At 62.4% G+C, this 16,965-nt stretch carries 19 protein-coding genes; 10 read left to right on the top strand and 9 right to left on the bottom strand.

Features of this window, described 5'->3' with window-relative positions; translation table 11 throughout:
* The first annotated feature begins 92 nt into the window (after positions 1 to 92).
* The 4 genes from fliN to ctrA all read left to right on the top strand — a co-directional run bounded on the left by fliN (position 93) and on the right by ctrA (position 3,198).
* Positions 93 to 353 carry a flagellar motor switch protein FliN gene (gene fliN, locus D1227_RS10180; protein ID WP_119377862.1) on the top strand — a complete coding sequence of 87 codons (261 nt, stop codon included), beginning with the start codon at positions 93 to 95 and terminating at the stop codon, positions 351 to 353.
* Between the two features lie 141 nt (positions 354 to 494).
* Positions 495 to 1,502: a flagellar biosynthesis protein FlhF gene (locus D1227_RS10175; protein WP_233350055.1), complete on the top strand. Its 1,008-nt coding sequence runs from the start codon at positions 495 to 497 to the stop codon at positions 1,500 to 1,502.
* Position 1,503: 1 nt separating this feature from the next.
* A complete protein-coding gene (locus tag D1227_RS10170; protein ID WP_199288227.1) occupies positions 1,504 to 2,355 on the top strand; it encodes a nucleotide-binding protein in 852 nt (283 codons plus the stop codon).
* Between the two features lie 123 nt (positions 2,356 to 2,478).
* The gene (ctrA, locus tag D1227_RS10165; RefSeq protein WP_119377513.1) at positions 2,479 to 3,198 is read left to right on the top strand and encodes a response regulator transcription factor CtrA; all 720 of its coding nucleotides are present in this window, start codon (positions 2,479 to 2,481) and stop codon (positions 3,196 to 3,198) included.
* Between the two features lie 23 nt (positions 3,199 to 3,221).
* On the opposite strand, the gene D1227_RS10160 is transcribed toward ctrA, so the two are convergent.
* The 3 genes from D1227_RS10160 to dnaK all read right to left on the bottom strand — a co-directional run bounded on the left by D1227_RS10160 (position 3,222) and on the right by dnaK (position 7,179).
* On the bottom strand, positions 3,222 to 3,767 hold the full coding sequence (locus D1227_RS10160; RefSeq protein ID WP_119377514.1) for a hypothetical protein: 546 nt from the start codon (positions 3,765 to 3,767) through the stop codon (positions 3,222 to 3,224).
* A gap of 54 nt (positions 3,768 to 3,821) precedes the next feature.
* Complete coding sequence (locus D1227_RS10155; RefSeq protein ID WP_119377515.1) at positions 3,822 to 5,159, bottom strand: mechanosensitive ion channel family protein; 1,338 nt, start codon at positions 5,157 to 5,159, stop codon at positions 3,822 to 3,824.
* 106 nt (positions 5,160 to 5,265) lie between these two features.
* Positions 5,266 to 7,179: a molecular chaperone DnaK gene (dnaK, locus tag D1227_RS10150; protein ID WP_119404636.1), complete on the bottom strand. Its 1,914-nt coding sequence runs from the start codon at positions 7,177 to 7,179 to the stop codon at positions 5,266 to 5,268.
* Between the two features lie 355 nt (positions 7,180 to 7,534).
* Here dnaK and D1227_RS10145 point away from each other — a divergent pair, with 355 nt between their 5' ends.
* On the top strand, positions 7,535 to 7,828 hold the full coding sequence (locus D1227_RS10145) for a DUF2061 domain-containing protein (protein ID WP_119377517.1): 294 nt from the start codon (positions 7,535 to 7,537) through the stop codon (positions 7,826 to 7,828).
* Positions 7,829 to 7,960: 132 nt separating this feature from the next.
* Positions 7,961 to 8,947, top strand: a complete 987-nt coding sequence (locus D1227_RS10140) for an OmpA family protein (RefSeq protein ID WP_119404635.1) — start codon at positions 7,961 to 7,963, stop codon at positions 8,945 to 8,947.
* A gap of 8 nt (positions 8,948 to 8,955) precedes the next feature.
* On the opposite strand, the gene D1227_RS10135 is transcribed toward D1227_RS10140, so the two are convergent.
* The gene (locus tag D1227_RS10135; RefSeq protein ID WP_119404634.1) at positions 8,956 to 9,555 is read right to left on the bottom strand and encodes a nucleotide exchange factor GrpE; all 600 of its coding nucleotides are present in this window, start codon (positions 9,553 to 9,555) and stop codon (positions 8,956 to 8,958) included.
* A gap of 13 nt (positions 9,556 to 9,568) precedes the next feature.
* Positions 9,569 to 10,648 (bottom strand): heat-inducible transcriptional repressor HrcA, encoded by a 1,080-nt coding sequence (gene hrcA / locus D1227_RS10130; protein ID WP_119377520.1) that lies wholly within the window; start codon positions 10,646 to 10,648, stop codon positions 9,569 to 9,571.
* 78 nt (positions 10,649 to 10,726) lie between these two features.
* On the opposite strand from hrcA, the gene D1227_RS10125 reads away from it, so the two are divergent.
* Positions 10,727 to 12,136, top strand: a complete 1,410-nt coding sequence (locus tag D1227_RS10125) for an MFS transporter (RefSeq protein WP_119404633.1) — start codon at positions 10,727 to 10,729, stop codon at positions 12,134 to 12,136.
* On the top strand, positions 12,133 to 12,858 hold the full coding sequence (rph, locus tag D1227_RS10120; RefSeq protein ID WP_119404632.1) for a ribonuclease PH: 726 nt from the start codon (positions 12,133 to 12,135) through the stop codon (positions 12,856 to 12,858). The genes D1227_RS10125 and rph overlap by 4 nt, the downstream gene beginning before the upstream one ends.
* Here the strand turns inward: rph and D1227_RS10115 are convergent.
* The 4 genes from D1227_RS10115 to D1227_RS10100 all read right to left on the bottom strand — a co-directional run bounded on the left by D1227_RS10115 (position 12,855) and on the right by D1227_RS10100 (position 15,053).
* Positions 12,855 to 13,295: a group III truncated hemoglobin gene (locus tag D1227_RS10115; protein WP_119404631.1), complete on the bottom strand. Its 441-nt coding sequence runs from the start codon at positions 13,293 to 13,295 to the stop codon at positions 12,855 to 12,857. The genes rph and D1227_RS10115 overlap by 4 nt on opposite strands.
* Positions 13,296 to 13,365: 70 nt before the next feature.
* On the bottom strand, positions 13,366 to 14,193 hold the full coding sequence (locus D1227_RS10110; RefSeq protein ID WP_119404654.1) for a DODA-type extradiol aromatic ring-opening family dioxygenase: 828 nt from the start codon (positions 14,191 to 14,193) through the stop codon (positions 13,366 to 13,368).
* A 93-nt stretch (positions 14,194 to 14,286) separates the two neighbouring features.
* Positions 14,287 to 14,532 carry a helix-turn-helix domain-containing protein gene (locus D1227_RS10105; protein ID WP_119377524.1) on the bottom strand — a complete coding sequence of 82 codons (246 nt, stop codon included), beginning with the start codon at positions 14,530 to 14,532 and terminating at the stop codon, positions 14,287 to 14,289.
* A 14-nt stretch (positions 14,533 to 14,546) separates the two neighbouring features.
* Positions 14,547 to 15,053 (bottom strand): DUF2975 domain-containing protein, encoded by a 507-nt coding sequence (locus D1227_RS10100; RefSeq protein ID WP_233350051.1) that lies wholly within the window; start codon positions 15,051 to 15,053, stop codon positions 14,547 to 14,549.
* 139 nt (positions 15,054 to 15,192) lie between these two features.
* Between D1227_RS10100 and rdgB the strand changes: the two genes are divergently transcribed.
* Together rdgB and hemW are read left to right on the top strand one after the other, a co-directional pair.
* Entirely contained in the window at positions 15,193 to 15,792 is a 600-nt protein-coding gene (gene rdgB / locus D1227_RS10095; protein ID WP_119404629.1) for an RdgB/HAM1 family non-canonical purine NTP pyrophosphatase, read from the top strand.
* Entirely contained in the window at positions 15,792 to 16,958 is a 1,167-nt protein-coding gene (hemW, locus tag D1227_RS10090; RefSeq protein WP_119404628.1) for a radical SAM family heme chaperone HemW, read from the top strand. Before rdgB ends, hemW begins: the two co-directional genes overlap by 1 nt.
* Positions 16,959 to 16,965 lie beyond the last annotated feature (7 nt).

Raw genomic sequence — 16,965 nt, 5'->3', positions numbered from 1 at the left:
GCCCGGTTGCCCGCACAGGTGATCCGTTCATTTCTCGGAAACCAATGCGGGCCAGTTTGCTGATTCGCCCGACCAAGACTGAGGTAGATTCCATGGCAGATACGCCCGCCGCCAATTCCGGTCTTTTCGACGTCCCTGTCCGGGTCGATGTCGTGCTGGGCGAAGCGCGCATGCCGGTCGAAGACCTCTTGAATCTCAGCGAGGGCGAGATTGTCGAGCTGCAGAAGCGTACCAACGAGCCGATCGACATCTATGTCTCCGATCGCCTCATGGCGCGCGGACGCCTGGTCGTTGCCGACGGGCAGCTGGGCGTAAAGCTTTCAGAAATTGTCGACGAGAAACGCGCCGCCTGAGCCGGGTGCCTTCCGCTGCGGTTGCCGCAGCAGACAGCGAAGCGCTTTGTTCACAAGGGCTAAGCGCTTTCCTAACAAATTAACAGATTTCGTTAACCTTTTGGCGCGAGGGTGTGATTCCGGAAGTGGAGTGTATTGCCCATGCGCATGAAAATGTTCGCAGCAGAGACGCTGGAAGCCGCCAAGGCGATGATCTTCGCCGAGATGGGCGAAGATGCGATTATTCTGTCCGAGCGCGAAGTTCCCGGCGGTGTCGAGGTTCGCGCGGCAACTGACAAGCTTGGCGGCGGCATGGTGCCGAGCGAGCCGCGCTTCGTTGCGCGCCTGAACCGGAATGGCGCGCCCGGACGCCCGCAGGACAACCCGCTGCGCAACCGCGTACGCGATGCGCTGATCTGGCACGGCGCCCCGGAACGCTTTGCCGAACGCGTTGCCGATGCAGGCATGCCGATGAGCTCCAAGACGCAGGACCCGGCAGAGATCATGGCCTCCGGCCTCGATGCACTGATCACCTGCGACCCCATTCCCGCCATGCCGAACCGCGACGTGCTGCTGGTCGGCCCGCCCGGACATGGCCGCACGGCCACCGCCGCAAAGATGACACGCCGCGCCGCCGTCACGAATTCCCAGATCCTGCCCGTCGCTGCCGATCTCGACTCGACAGCCGGCGGCGCCCAGCTGGCGGCCTATCTAGAGCTGGAGCAGCGCCAGATCCGCGCGGCGACTTCGCCGGACGCCCTTTTCGATCTGCTTCGCACCTGCCGGTCGGACGGTTATCGCTGTGTCATTGACCTGCCGGCCATCGTCCCCTTCGACGAAGAGGACCTGGCCAGCCTGAAAGACCTGATCAACGTCATCGATGCCGAGCCCGTCCTCGTCATGTCGGCGGAAGGCCATCCTGACGATCAGGCCGAAGCTGCCCGCGCCTTCGCCTCGGTTGGCGTGCGCCGGGCCATTGTCACCAAACTTGATGTTACACGACGGCGTGGAGGCGTCGTTGCCGCCCTGTCCGGGGCCGGTATCGCCTTCGCCCACCTCGCTGTAACGCCTTTCATCGGCGGCGGCCTCGTACCGGCTGCGCCTGGAAGGCTTTCTAGGATCCTGCTGGAAGAAGCGCCGGCAGATATCGCCCTGAAAGGAGCTGCATGACATGAGCTTCATGCTTCCAAAATCCATGGACCGGCCCACCGGCTCGCAAGGGAAAATCCCGCCGCGCCGCGCCAAGCAGGGCCAGATCATCTCCGTCGCGTCCGGCAAGGGCGGCGTCGGCAAGACCTTCATGTCCATCACACTCGCCAGCGCCTTCGCACAGGCCGGACAACGCACGCTGCTCGTTGACGGCGACCTTGGCCTCGCCAATGTCGACGTCCAGCTCGGCATCGCGCCGGAGACCGACCTGGCGGCCGTCATTGCCGGCTGGATCGAACTTGAAGACGCCGTGATCAATGTCGACGGCGGCGCAGGACAGGGCGGCTTCGACGTCCTGCCCGGCCGATCCGGTTCAGGTGCGCTGGCAGAGCTTTCCTCGGAAGAAGTCGCCCGCCTCGCTGCGGGTCTTTCCGCGCTTGCGCTGCAATACGACAAGGTCGTGCTCGACCTCGGGGCGGGAATCGAGGCCAACTGCATGCGTCTCGCACGCGCATCCGACAGGGCCATGATGGTAATCACCGACGATCCTTCCTCGATGACCGACGGCTACGCCTTCATCAAGGTGCTGCGCGGCTATGCGCCCGATGTCGAACAGGGGATCATCATCAACCAGGCCAACACGCGCGCCATGGGTCAGCAGACCTATGAAGCCATCGCCCGTGCCTGCAAGCAGTTCCTCGGATTCCGTCCGCCGCTCGCCGGTATCGTCATGCGCGACGAAAAGGTGCGCGAGGCGATCCGCAGCCAGCGTACGCTGATCTCGACGGATCCGTCCGCCCAGCCAGTGCAGGATGCCATCGCCATCGCCCAGACCCTTATCGGGGCACCGCCGGGCGAAGACCTTCACTGTTAAGAGATATGAACAAAAATGGCCGCAGAGTTATCCACGTTAAACTCTTGGTAATTAACGGCCCGTAGATTCACATTGGTTAACGGGGCGGCTAGGGTGTCGCTAGAGTGATTCGGGAGCAATGACATGCGAGTTCTTCTAATCGAAGACGACAACTCGGTGGCCCGCAGCATAGAGCTGATGCTCAAAGCGGCAGGCTTCAATATCTATACGACTGACCTGGGCGAGGAAGGCGTCGATCTCGGCAAGGTGTACGAGTATGACATCATCATCCTCGACCTGTCGCTGCCCGATATCTCCGGCTACGAAGTGCTGAAGCAGCTGCGCATGGCACGCATCAACACCCCGGTGCTGATCCTGTCCGGCAATCCGGACATTGAAGCGAAAGTTAAGACGCTCGGCTACGGTGCAGACGATTACCTCACCAAGCCGTTTAACAAGGACGAGCTGATTGCACGGATCACGGCAATCGTTCGCCGGTCCAAGGGCCATGCCGAGAGCGTCATCCGCACCGGCGAGATCCTGGTCAACCTGGATGCCAAGACCGTCGAGGTCGAGGGCGAGCGCGTCCACCTGACCGGCAAGGAATACCAGATGTTCGAGCTGCTCTCCCTGCGCAAGGGCACGACGCTCACCAAGGAAATGTTCCTCAACCACCTTTATGGCGGCATGGACGAGCCGGAACTGAAGATCATCGACGTCTTCATCTGCAAGCTCCGCAAGAAGCTCGCCAAGGCGACCGCTACCGCCGACAATCCGGGCGGTGAACACTATATCGAAACCGTCTGGGGCCGCGGCTATGTCTTGCGCGACCCGAAGAAGAAGGAAGAGGCGATCGCCGCCTGACCGTCTTTTTGACAACCGAACACTCAGGAAGAGCCCTGGCCACCGTGCCGGGGTTTTTCTTTGCCCGCGACAGCACGCAGGCTCTTCAGGAAGCTGTCGAGATCGCGGTTCGATGCCCCCTTCATGAACTCCTTCAGCGTTTCGGGCGTCCAGCCCTCAGGCGGTAAGAGATCGTCCTCCAGCGCCTGCAGACGCTCGTGCTGCGAGGCCGTCAATGTCAGGCGCGACGCCGTGCGCAGCAGTGCCAGCATCTCATGAATGGTCCGCATGGCGCGGAAGGCCTCACTCATGGGCTCAAGAAGCGAGGGGTCGTCGCGCCAGCTGCGCCCGCCGAACAGGTCCTGGACAACGCGCTGACCGGCCCCCTGGCAGTCATACTGTACGCATCCGGCAAAGCCCGCTTCTTCGAGGTGGTCGTGGATCGTGCAGGTATGATCCTGTGCCAGGTGGCGACAAGGCACGCCGGCCGGCTTGTCAAAGGCGAACTTGTCGGACTTGTCGAATGACAGCGTGACACAGCACAGGGCGGCACATCGTGAGCAATCCGCGGTGAGGTCCGGTTTGCTCATGGCGCTGCCCCAAACAGGATTGCGTCCGGGCGATCAGAGGCATCGGCGAACGCCCTATTCGCCCTCATCACCCCCGTCCTTGTCGGCCGTCTCGTCTTCGACACCACGCCCATGCGGGTGAGGCCCGCGCCTGCGGGTCGCTCCGCGGCGCCTGGACGCCTGCACGCTGTTGCTTTCGTGTTTTTCCGGGATATCGCCTTCATCGACGTCTTCCGTGCTTTCTGCATCCTCATCGGCCGGTGGCTCGAACGGTTCCGGCGCGAAACCATCCGGCAGTTTCTCGAAATAGAGCGACCTGCTCGGGAAGGCAAAACTGGCGCCCGCTTCCTCGACTGTCTTCTTGATGAAGAAAGCAAGCTGCTCCTTGATCGCAAGCCATTCTCCCCACGCCGTCGTCTTGGTAAAGCAGTAGACCATGATGTTCACGGCACTGTCGGCGAACTCGTCGATGTGCACGAAGGTGGAAACATCAACCGCTGGCGCGAAGTCGTCGTTCGCCTCGATATAATTCTCGATCGCCTTGCGGATATTGGTCAGCTGCTCATCGGTCGTGCGGTATTCAAGGCCGATTTTCCAGTAGATCCGGCGATGCGTCATCCGCGAGAAATTGATCAGCGGATTGTCGGCAAGCTTTGCGTTCGGCACGTAGACGGGCGCCTTGTCGAACCGGCGCACTGTGGTCGAGCGGAAGCTGACATCCTCGACGATCCCTTCCACGACACCGTCGACCACGATCCAGTCGCCCTTGGACAGGCGCCGTTCACCGATGATGGTCATGCCGCCGATCAGGTTCTTGAACAGGTCCTGCGCGCCGAGCGCGACCGCAACGGACAGGAGCGACAGTGAGGCCAGGAAAGGCAGGACCGGTACGCCCCAGACGTCCAGGACTGCCGCGCCGCCCACAAAGAAGATGACCGCCTTCACGATCCGCTTCATCCAGTCGAGGAAGGTCTCCCCCATGATCCGCCGCGCACGCTTCAGCAGGTCCAGCACCGGATCGACCAGACGGAACAGCGTCCAGAAGACAACGACGACGATGATTGACCGGGTCACTTCGGCGACGATCTGGTCGACTTCGCCGCGTGCGCCCAGCGCCTGCGCCGCAAAATAGACGCCCGCCGCGATCGGCAGCAGCGCCAGCGGTTTCTTCAGGGCCTCGACCAGCTTGTCGTCGAAATCCGTTTTCGTGCGCCCGGCAATCTTGCCGATCGAGGCGGCGATGACGTGGGCAATCAGCCCGCGCAGCAGGAAGGCGAGGACCAGGATCACGATGGCAAGGACACCCTTGCCGACAGGCTGGCCGAGGAAGCCGGTCGTGAAGACCTCTTCCACATGCGACCAGAATTCCTGCAGCGATGCGATCACGCCGATCTCTTCAAGGGTCTCTTCCATGGCCGGTCCTGTCCTCGTGCCTGTATCCGCCTGCGCCGCGGACCTATAGCAAAGCGCCCCGCAAAAGCTCTTGCGGGGCGCCTGATTTTAGTCGCTTTCGAAGGGTTTAGGCCGACTTGCGGTCGTCGTCCACTTCCTCGAAGTCCGCATCGACGACGTCATCGTCACCATCGGCGCCCGCGTCGGCCTTTGCATCGGCTTCCGCCGTTTCAGCCTGCTGGCTGGCATAGATCGCCTCGCCGAGCTTCATGGCGGCTGTCATCAGGGCCTGATGCTTGGCCTGGATATCCTCGAGGTTCTCGCCTTCGGCAGCCTTCTTGAGCTCCTCGGCGGCAGCCTCGATCTCGGCCTTCACCTCGGTCGCGACCTTGTCGCCATGCTCTGCGAGCTGCTTCTCGGTCTGATGGACGAGGGCTTCTGCGCCGTTCTTGGCCTCGACCAGGTCGCGGCGCTTCTTGTCGGCCTCGGCATTGGATTCTGCATCCTTCATCATCTGGTTGATCTCGTCTTCCGAGAGACCGCCCGATGCCTGGATGGTGATCTTCTGCTCCTTGTTCGTCGCCTTGTCCTTGGCGGACACGTTGACGATGCCGTTGGCGTCGATGTCGAACGTCACCTCGATCTGCGGCACACCGCGCGGGGCGGCCGGAATACCTTCGAGATTGAACTGGCCGAGGATCTTGTTGTCGGCCGCCATCTCACGCTCGCCCTGGAAGACACGGATCGTCACGGCCGGCTGGTTGTCTTCAGCCGTCGAGAAGGTTTGCGACTTCTTGGTCGGGATCGTGGTGTTGCGGTCGATCAGGCGCGTGAACACACCGCCCAGCGTTTCGATACCGAGCGAGAGCGGGGTCACGTCGAGAAGGACAACATCCTTCACGTCGCCCTGCAGAACGCCGCCCTGAATGGCCGCACCGATGGCAACCACCTCGTCCGGGTTCACACCTTTGTGCGGCTCCTTGCCGAAGAATTCCTTCACGGCAGCTTGCACGGCCGGCATGCGCGTCATGCCGCCGACGAGCACGACATCGTCGATCTCGGAGGTCGACTTGCCGGCATCGGCCAGCGCCTTCTTGCACGGCTCGATGGTGCGCTTGACGAGGTCGTCGACAAGGCTCTCGAACTTGGCGCGCGTCAGCTTGATGTTCAGGTGCTTCGGACCGGACTGGTCGGCCGTGATGAAGGGCAGGTTCACTTCGTATTGCGAAGCGGACGACAGCTCCTTCTTGGCCTTCTCGGCTTCTTCCTTCAGGCGTTGCAGGGCAAGCTTGTCCTTGGACAGGTCAATGCCCTGGTCCTTCTTGAACTCGCTGACGAGGAAATCGACGATACGAAGGTCGAAGTCCTCACCGCCGAGGAAGGTGTCGCCATTGGTCGACAGCACTTCGAAGACGCCATCGCCGATTTCGAGGATCGAGACGTCGAACGTACCACCGCCAAGGTCGTAGACGGCGATCGTCTTGCCGTCCTGCTTGTCGAGGCCATAGGCCAGCGCAGCAGCGGTCGGCTCGTTGATGATGCGGAGCACTTCGAGGCCCGCAATCTTGCCGGCATCCTTGGTGGCCTGACGCTGGGCGTCGTTGAAGTAGGCCGGGACCGTGATAACGGCCTGGGTGACTTCCTCACCGAGATAGGCCTCGGCGGTTTCCTTCATCTTGGTCAGGATGAAAGCGGAGATTTCCTGCGGGGCATAGTCCTTGTCGCGGCCTTTGACCCAGGCGTCACCATTGGAGCCCTTCACGATCTCGAAGGGGGAAATTTCCTTGTCCTTCTGCGCGGTCGGGTCGTCGAACTGACGGCCGATCAGGCGCTTGATCGCATAAAAGGTGAAATCCGGGTTGGTGACAGCCTGCCGGCGAGCCGGCATGCCGATGAGGCGTTCGCCGCCTTCGGTGAAGGCCACGACGGACGGGGTTGTCCGCGCACCTTCTGCGTTTTCGATGACCTTGGCTTCCTTGCCATCCATCACGGCGACACAGCTATTGGTGGTGCCGAGGTCGATACCGATGATCTTTCCCATTTTCGTTCACTCTCTCTTTCTCTAGCCGCCACCGTTTCGTTTCATTGGCCTGTCCGGCAGCGCCCGAAACAGCAGCTCTATGGATTGTGAATGATGCGCCCTGTCTGATGAGCACATCCTCAGGCTGCGATATGGGAAGGCCTTTCGCTGGCTCAAGAGGTTGCCTCACATTTGAGTGATAAGGCAGCCCTGAAGGCCTCATATTCCCGCATGCAATACGCAATGACACTTACCGGAACGGAAATACGCAAAGGCCCCTTATCAATCCAGTCTATAGAGCCAAGCAGAACGATTGATTTGAAAACCATTCTCAATCGCACAATTTCTTCTGGACTAGACCAGACGAGGATGAGCGATGTCACGCGGCTTGCTGAAAACCCTGACCTACAGCCTGATGCACCTGACGGTCGCGATTGCGGTCGCTTATGCGCTGACCGGCAACTGGACCATCGCACTCAGCATCGGCTTGATTGAGCCCTTCATTCAAACCATCGCCTACTCAGTACACGAGCGCCTTTGGGACAGGTGGATTCCCGGACGCAGCTCGCCGGTTCAATCGATTCATGCCTGCGCAATCACGCTGGAGAGGATTGAGATGCACGCCCGCACGCACGACGCCTCGGGCAGGCGGGGCGCGGCGCCGGCCTGACCGATCGCAGCCTTGTGCTTCGATACAGCAAAAAAAAGCGCCCCAGGCCAAAGCGTCCATAAGTAGAAGACTGGCCAAACCGGATTAACCATAATTATATGCGTCCCAGCAGTTCTGTGGGAGGGACGCACCATGTTGAAACTGATCCGTGCCGCGATGGTCGCTGGCACACTCATGACCGCACCGTACATCGCTCTGGCCCAGGATATTGATGGCGCCATCGAACATCCGATGATCGAGCGCTATCCAGGTCAGGTCATCGCCTGGCAGCACATCGAAAACTATCAGCCCTTCAAAGTGCCCGTCGGTCCCGTCACAGGCTATCGCTACATCGACGACGTGATCGAGACCGAAGGCCGGGTCACGCGCACCTTCTACAAGTATGAAGGCACCGACCGCACCTTCTCGGAAGTCTATTCCAATTATCTCGACGCGCTTGAGGCCGAAGACTTCGAGATTCTCGGAAAAGGCATGTCAGCAGACAGGCGCGGCGCCGGTGTGGGATCGCGCAGCTGGAGCGAAGTCTACTTCATCCAGAACCCGATTTCGAAAGGCGGCGAGGCCAATACGATGACCGCCGGCACAGCCACAGCGGGCGGCGCGGGGACCATCGTGGCGAAAAAGGAGCGCGCGGGCGGGACCGCCTATGTCACGATCCATGTGGAGCAGCATGCAGAGGACTATATCGGCGCGCTGATCGATATCGTCGAAGTGGAAGCGGCCGAAACAGGCCTGGTCGTCGTCGATGCTGAAGCCATGGGATCAGACATGGAAGACTACGGCCGTGTGGTTCTGGATGGCATTGTCTTCGACTTCGACAAGGCGACGCTCAAGCCGGAATCGAAAGCCGCGCTGGATGCCATCGCCGAATTCCTCAACGCCCACCCGGACAAGAGCTTCTATGTCGTCGGCCATACCGACGCCAAAGGCACATTCGCCTATAACCGCAAACTCTCATCCGATCGCGCCATGGCCGTCGCCGATGCGCTGAAACAGGATTACGACATCGCTTCAGACCGCCTGGAACCGCACGGCGTCGGGCCTCTCTCACCGGTCTTCTCGAACGCCAGCGACGCCGGCCGCGAACAGAACCGGCGCGTGGAGCTGGTGGAGAAGTAGGGACGCGCCTAGCTCGGTTTCCCCGCACTCACGGCGACCATGGCGGCGCGCAGGACGCGTTCGCCGATCTTCCAGCCGGTCTGGAAGGTTTCGGCGATGGTGCCGGATGGCTGGTCGGACGGGATCTGGCTGACAGCCTGGTGGTGGTTCGGGTCGAAGGCGGCGCCGGGCGCAGCATCGATCGCCGTCACGCCATGGCGGGCGAGCACGGTGTGCAGCTCCTTCTGCGTCATCTCGATGCCGCCGAGCAGGTTCTTGCCGGCCTCGGTCAGCGCGTCGCGTTCCTCATCAGGCAGCGCCCCGAGCGCGCGGGCGAGATTGTCCGATACGTTCAGCAGGTCACCCGCGAACTTCTCGACAGCATAGACGCGCGCATCGACGACTTCCTTGGCCGTGCGCTTGCGGACATTGTCCATCTCCGCATGGGCGCGCAGGACCTGGTCCTTCAGCCCCTGCACCTCGCCTTCAAGCTCGGCAATACGCGTCTCCGGATCGGGATCCCGATTGTCCGCGGCGGCGGCCTCTTCCAGCTTTTCGGACTCCGGCGATCCGGCGTCCAGCGTTTCGGTTTCAACGGCCTCTTCCGGCCTCTTCTGATCTTCGTTCATGCCCTCAATACTCTCACGTCTTATGGCGTTCGGCGAGAATCTGACCGACAATACGCGCGGTATAATCCACCATCGGGATTACCCTTGCATAGTTGAGCCGCGTCGGTCCGATCACGCCGAGTGCGCCGATTACCTGTCTCGTGGCGTTCATATAGGGAGCGACAATCAGGCTTGAACCAGACAACGGAAAAAGCCTGTTCTCCGAACCGATAAAAAGCCGCACGCCTTCCGCTTCCCGCGTGGAATCCAGAACATCCAGCAGGCCCTGCTGGCGCTCAAGGATATCGAAGAGCTGGCGCACCTGCTCCATGTTTTCCGCTGCGCCGGGATCGTTCAGCAGGTTGGCGCGGCCATGCACGATCAGCGCACGCTCCTCGCCCGGCACCTCCCCGCCCCATTCGGCCAGCCCCTGCTCCACCAGCGATGCGGCGGCCTGGTCGAGCTGCGCGCGGCGTTCCTGGATTTCCTCGCGCACGGCCTGCGAGGCTTCGCGCAGTGTGCGGCCCTTCATGCGCGCGGCGAGATAGTTGCCCGCCTCCATGAGTGTTGTCGCCGGCAGGCCCGGCGGGACTTTCACCAGCCGGTTTTCGACGTCTCCCATCTCGTCGACGAGGATGCAGAGCGCCTCGCCTGTCGCCAGCGGGACGAATTCGACGTGCCGAACGGGGCGTTCGCGCGTCGGCGAGCTGACCAGGCCCGCGCCGCCTGCGAGGCCCGACAGGATGGAGGACGCCTCTTTAAGAAGGCCCTGCAGATCGCGTCCGCCAGAGCGCAGCCGGTCCTCGATTTCGGCGCGGTCATCCTCCGATGGCTGGCCGATCTCGAGGAAGCCATCGACGAACAGGCGCAGGCCGACATGCGTCGGCATACGGCCGGCGGAAATATGCGGGCTGTCCAGCAGGCCCATATCGGTCAGGTCCGCCATGACATTACGGATCGAGGCGGGCGAGAGGCTGATGCCGCTCTTCGACAGGGTCCGCGAGCCAACCGGTTCACCGGTTTCGAGATACGTCTCGACGATCTCGCGAAAGATGGTGCGCGAGCGCTCATCGAGGCTCTGGAGCAGGCCGCTGAGGGGTTTGTCTTCACTCATTCCGTTGAATTTCCCGGAATTGCAATCACCAGTTTCAATAAGACTTTTTGCTTTCACACCGTCAACAAATCGGGTTCCATGGCGTCCATGACAAGCGTGCCAGCAAAGCTGCCCCTTCCGCAAGTTGTCGCATACGGTTCGGTCGGCATTCCATTCGGTGCCGTGGGTCTTCCCATGGCTGTGTTCATCGCCCCATTCTATGCCGAGCAGATGGGCCTGGGAACGGCCCTGGTGGGCCTGATCTTCATGGTCCTGCGCTTCTGGGACCTGTTCTCCGACCCGGTCATGGGATGGCTGGTCGATACCAAGCCGTCGCGCCTCGGCAAGATTCGCCATTGGCTGCTGATTGCCGTGCCGATCCTGCTGCCAGCGGTCTGGTTCCTCTACAATCCGGTCGGCCCGCCGGTCTCGCCGCTCTTTCTCGCGGTCATCCTCTTCATCTTCTACATCGGCACGACGATGATCGTGACGCCGCACCAGGCCTGGGCGCCATCGATTGCGAAGACCTATGACGAACGCTCGCGGCTGTTCATGTGGCGCGAGCTGTTCACCATCTCCACCATGCTGGTGATGCTTGCCCTGCCATCCCTGCTGGAACAGTTCGGCGGCATAAGCTTCGCCGAGCAGATCTCGATCATGGGCTGGTTCCTGATCATTGCCCTGCCCGTGACGGTCGGCGCGGCGGTCTGGCTGGTGCCCGACCCGAAGCCGGATGCCAGTGCGCCGCGCGCCAGCTTTCATCCAAAGGCCATTCTGGCCGCCCTTAAGCAACAGACACTCTGGCGCCTGCTCGCGACCGAAATCTTCATCGGGATCGCGATTGCCGGCACGGCGGGCACCTTCCTGTTTGCGTCCCTCTGGGGCTTCGGCGTCGGCCACGGCACCGCCTCTCTCATCCTGATGGCGCACTTCATCGCCGGCTTCGCCGCCATGCCGGTCTGGGTCTGGATCTCCAAACGCACAGAGAAATACATCGCCATGCGGTCGGTCTGCCTGTGGTCGGCCCTGACCTATGTCTGCTACATGCCGCTCGCCCTGATGGGCGGCGGGGCGGTGTCGCTCCTCATCGCTGCGATCATATCCGGCTTTGGCTATGGCTCGCCCTTTATCCTGGTCCGCTCGATGATGGCAGACCTTGTCGAGGCGGAAGAAGCCCGCGGCGGTGGCAACCGCGCCGGCCTGTTCTATTCGCTGATGTCCGGCGCCTACAAGACCGGCGCCAGCTTCGCCATCGGCATCCCCTACATCCTGCTCGGCGTGCTGGTCGGCTTCAATCCGGCGACAGACAACTCGCCGGAAACCGTGCGCGGGCTGATGCTGGTCTTTGTGGGCGTACCGGTCGTTTCCTACGCCCTCGCTGCGCTGCTCATCTGGCGCTATCCGATCACGCGGGCCGACCAGGAGAAAGCAGCTGAGGCCATCAATGCGGGTGGACAAGCCAACCTTGAATCGCTTCACCCCCCGGTGAACAAAGGAGACGCTCCATGACCAACCTTGTGCGCCCCTCAGGCCGCGCTGCCGACCAGCTCCGCGATATCGTGCTCGAGACGAATGTGACCCGCTATGCCGAAGGCTCCTGCCTCGCAAAGTTCGGCCACACCCACGTGCTGTGCACCGCCAGCTGGTCCGACAGCGTCCCGCCTTGGCTGCGCGGACAGGGCAAGGGCTGGGTCACGGGCGAGTATGGCATGCTGCCCCGCGCCACCCACACCCGCGGTAATCGCGAGGCCGCCCGCGGCAAGCAATCCGGCCGCACGCAGGAAATCCAGCGGCTGATCGGCCGCTCCCTGCGTTCCGTGGTCGATCTCAAGGCCCTCGGCGAAAACCAGCTCACCATCGATTGCGATGTCCTGCAGGCCGATGGCGGCACGCGCACGGCGTCCATTACCGGCGGCTTCGTCGCCATGGCGCTGGCGCTCAAATACCTGCGCGAGGAAGGCGTGATCAGCGCCGACCCGATCCAGAAACAGGCGGCCGCCATCTCCGTCGGCCTGTTCCAGGATCAGCCCGTGCTCGACCTCGACTACCCGGAAGACTCCGGCGGCGAGGGCGACATGAACGTGGTGATGAGCTCCGATGGCGGCTTCATCGAGATTCAAGGCACGGGCGAGGAGCGCCCGATGACACGGGCCGAAGTCGAGGAACTGATGCGACTGGCGGAGAAGGGCTGTAATGAGCTGTTCGAAGCGCAGAGAGCGGCAATCGGCTAGCGACACCTCTGCAGGGTTTCGACCCCGAAATAGGCATATTGCAGGCTCTGGGCGATGCGTTCGGCGCGGTCCATGAAATAGTCGACCGTTTCCTGGGAGGGCGAAATCTCCTCCAGCGTCAGGTAGAAAAGGCCGAGCCATTGGCCGAAATGTTCAGGCCGGACGCCGTCGAGCTTCATGTGGGCGGGGACCGGCTTGCCGGAATAGCGCCCGGCATTCATGGCGACCGATGCCCAGAAATCCTTGAGCTTGGCAAGGTGCGCCGGCCAGTCATCAATGACGCGCTCGAAGATGGGCCCCAGATTCTCGTGGTCACGCACCCGCGCATAGAACGTCTCGACAAGCTGCGAGATGAACGCATCGTCAATACCGAGGCGGGCGGCATTCTCTTGGATATCCTGCCGGCGTTCGGCAGCTGAGCGGACAGTGTAAGCCATGCTCGCAGCATTGCGGGTGTTGCGGCGACAAATCCATAAGTAGAATTACGCAGGGCCTGGCAAAATCAGGCTATTGGCCCTGCCTTGCTACAGCTTCGGCAGCGAGCGCCTCGGCTCCGAAGCCGAAGGCATCCATACGAAGCACACCATAGGTCGCGCTTTTGTGTAGGCGCATTGCCTTGTCGGCGCCCGCCGCCCCCAGCGCCACGAAGAGCGGCAGGATATGGTCCGGCGTCGGGTGGTTGAGTTTCGCCGCTGGCAGCTGGCTGATCGCCTGCACAGCCTCGTCATGGCCCCGCACGATGAGAATATCGCCGAGTTCGTCGGCAAAGCCGTCGACCCAGTCCGGCGAGGCATCGTTGATCCTGTAATTGCCGTTGAAGAAGGCGCGCAGATTGTGCGTTGTGCCACCGGACCCGACGATCAACACCCCGTCATCGCGTAGCGGCGCCAGCGCCTGGCCGAGCCGATAGTGCCAGTCCGGCGACTGGTTCATGCTGATCGACAGCTGGACGACCGGAACGTCGGCGTCCGGATAGACCAGCTTGAGCGGCACCCAGGCGCCATGATCAAGGCCACGGCGCTCATCGCTTGCCGCGTCGAAACCGGCGCTCCGCAGGATCGTCACAACCTCGCCCGCCAAGGTCGGATCGCCCGGTGCGGGGTATTGCATGGCATGCATCTCCGGCCCGAAGCCACCAAAGTCATGGATGGTTTCAGGCTGCGGTGAGGCTGTCACGGTGGGCTGAGCCGCGTTGAAATGCGCGGAAATGACCAGTACGGCGCGCGGTCGGCCAAGACGCGGGCCCAGCGCCGACAGGAAATCGCGGGCCGGTGATGGGTCAAGCACGAGCGTCGGGGCGCCATGTGAGATGAAGAGGCTGGGCTGCTTTGTCATGCCCGAGCATGTGTCGCCGGGCAGGCCGTCAGACAAGCGTCTGCGCCGAATGAGACTTATTCCGGTATGATGATGCGGCGGGCGATGCCGCGCCTAGGCGGCTTCCTCGTCGTCGGCGGCCGCGCTGCCATCGTCTTCCTCGTCGAAGACCAGGATGTCACCGGGCTGGCAGTCAAGCTCCCGGCACAGCGATTCCAGGGTCGAGAAGCGCACCGCCTTGGCCTTCCCGGTCTTCAGGATGGACAGGTTGGCGAGGGTCACGCCGACACGGTCCGAGAGTTCTGTCAGGGACATGCGGCGCTCAAGAAGAACGCGGTCGAGGGTTACGCGAATGGCCATGTTTTACCGGCCTCCTAAATCGTCATCTTTTCTTCCTCACGCAACCGGGAGCCTTCCCGGAAAACCTGCGCAAGGATGAAAAGCGCTACCACCGCTGCCCAGGCGGCAAGATTGATACTGAGCCTGACGGGCTGTTCTGTCCCGAGGTCCACAAGAGCATTTAGAAGGATAACGGTCAGATAGCGCGCAAGCTCCACAAGACCGATTGCAAGTGCAATCCGGGTGAGGCGCGGACCGTTTTCCGGCACGAACGGATCGCCCGCCGCCAGCGTCGACAGGATGCGGCGCAGCTGCAGGCAGACATAGATGATGCCGGGCGCGAAGACGGCGAGGCTTGCCAGCCCTGCGACGAAATGGCCGGGCGTCACCCCTTCGACATAGGCCTGCATGCCGGGCGCTTCCATCACCCCGCCATTCAGGCTGCCGAGCAGGCCGATGGCCAGAAGCAGGAAGGCGATGACGCCTGCAATAACGGCCAGCCAGATGATGGCGAGCATCAGCATCGACAGAAAAGCAGCCATGGAGTTTTGCTGGCGGATCGTCATATGAGTGTCTTCGAAGTTTCGTTCATGAGCGGGCTATTATGGGTTCGAACCGGTAATTTACCGTTAAACGATAATACTATTCAGCAAGAAAGCAAGATTGGAGCCACATACATCCATGACTCGCAAGCTTGGAAAAGGCCGACTTGTCGCGGCAACCCACAACAATGGAAAAGTGAGAGAGCTCAAGGACCTGTTCGAACCGGCCGGCCTCGAAGTGGTTTCCGCCATCGAACTGGGCCTGCCCGAACCCGAAGAGACCGAACAGACCTTCGCCGGCAATGCCCTGATCAAGGCCCGCGCAGCGGCCGAGGCGACCGGTCAGCCGGCCCTCTCGGACGATAGCGGGCTGGAGGTCACAGCGCTTGGCGGCATGCCGGGTGTACACACCGCGATCTGGGCCGGTGAGCCGCGCGACTTCTACAAGGCGATGGAGAAGGTCGAGAACCTGCTGCAGGAGATCGAGGCCACCGACCGCAGCGCGCGCTTTGTCTCGACCCTCGCCGTGGTCTGGCCCGACGGGCATGAAGAAGTGTTCGAGGGCGAAGTGCATGGCACGCTGGTGTGGCCGCCGCGCGGCGAGAAGGGCTTCGGCTTCGACCCGGTCTTCGTCGCGGACGGAGAGACAGAGACGTTCGGCGAGATGGACCCGGCGAAGAAGCACGCGATGAGCCACCGCGCCGACGCCTTCCGCAAGCTGAAGACCGCCCTGCTCTGATGGCCGCCGGCGCCCTGCCCGCCGGGCCGGCCTATGGCTTCGGCCTCTATGTCCACTGGCCGTACTGCACGCGCATCTGTCCCTATTGCGACTTCAACGTCTACGCTGCGAAGGACCGGGACAATGGTGCGCTGGTCAAGGCGCTGCGCGATGACCTTGTCCGCCATGCGCGCTGGCTCCCGGAGCATCCGAAACTCGGCTCGATCTATTTCGGCGGCGGCACGCCCTCCCTGATGGCTGCGGCGGACCTGGCCGCGCTGCTGGAAGACGCTGAAAAACTGTTCGGTATTGAGGCCGGGGCGGAGATTACACTCGAAGCCAATCCGAACGATGTGCTGGCCGGCGATCTCGAAGGCTGGGCGGCGGCGGGGATCAACCGGCTCTCCATCGGCATCCAGTCGCTCGACGAGGCGGCGCTCGCCTTTCTCGGGCGCGACCATGATGTATCCAGCGCCCGCGAGGCCGTGGCGCGCGCGGGCCGTCATTTCCCCAACCATTCGATCGACCTGATCTATGCCCGCCCCGGCCAGTCCCCCGCCGAATGGGAGACCGAACTGTCAGAGGCGCTCGCCCTCGGCGCCCCGCACCTGTCGCTCTATGAACTCACCATCGCCGAGCGTACCGCCTTCGGAAAACGCGCCGGCCGCGGCGAGCTTGTGCCCATGCCGGATGACGACCAGGCTGACCTTTACGAGCTGACCCAGCAGGTGGCCGATGCCCATGGCCTGCCGGCGTATGAAGTGTCGAACCATGCCCGCTCGGTGGATGTGCAGTCACGCCATAACCTGACCTATTGGCGCGGTGGTGACTGGATCGGAATCGGCCCCGGCGCGCACGGACGGCTGACCTTGGGCGGCCAGCGCATTGCCACGCACGCGGCCCTGAAACCGGCGGACTATCAGGCCAGCGTGGCGAAGACCGAAAAGCCGGAGGGCGAAACGCTCTCGCCAATCGACAATGCCCGTGAGCTACTGGCGCTCGGCCTCAGGCCCGGTGAAGGCTTCGATGCCGCACGGATCGAAGCCCTGACGGGCACGCCCTTGCTTAATGACGCCCTGGAGACCTTCGTGGAACAGGGCCTTGTCCTGCGAGAAGGAACGCGCATCGCGCTCACGCCTGAGGGGCGCCTGCTGGCAGACCGGATCGCCGCGGAGCTGTCGCCCTAGCGCGCCT

Source organism: Henriciella mobilis (assembly GCF_003576315.1).
In the GTDB taxonomy this organism is placed as follows: Bacteria; Pseudomonadota; Alphaproteobacteria; order Caulobacterales; family Hyphomonadaceae; genus Henriciella; species Henriciella mobilis.
The sequence above is the reverse complement of the archived record's forward strand: the minus strand, read 5'-3'. Positions and strand labels throughout refer to the sequence as shown.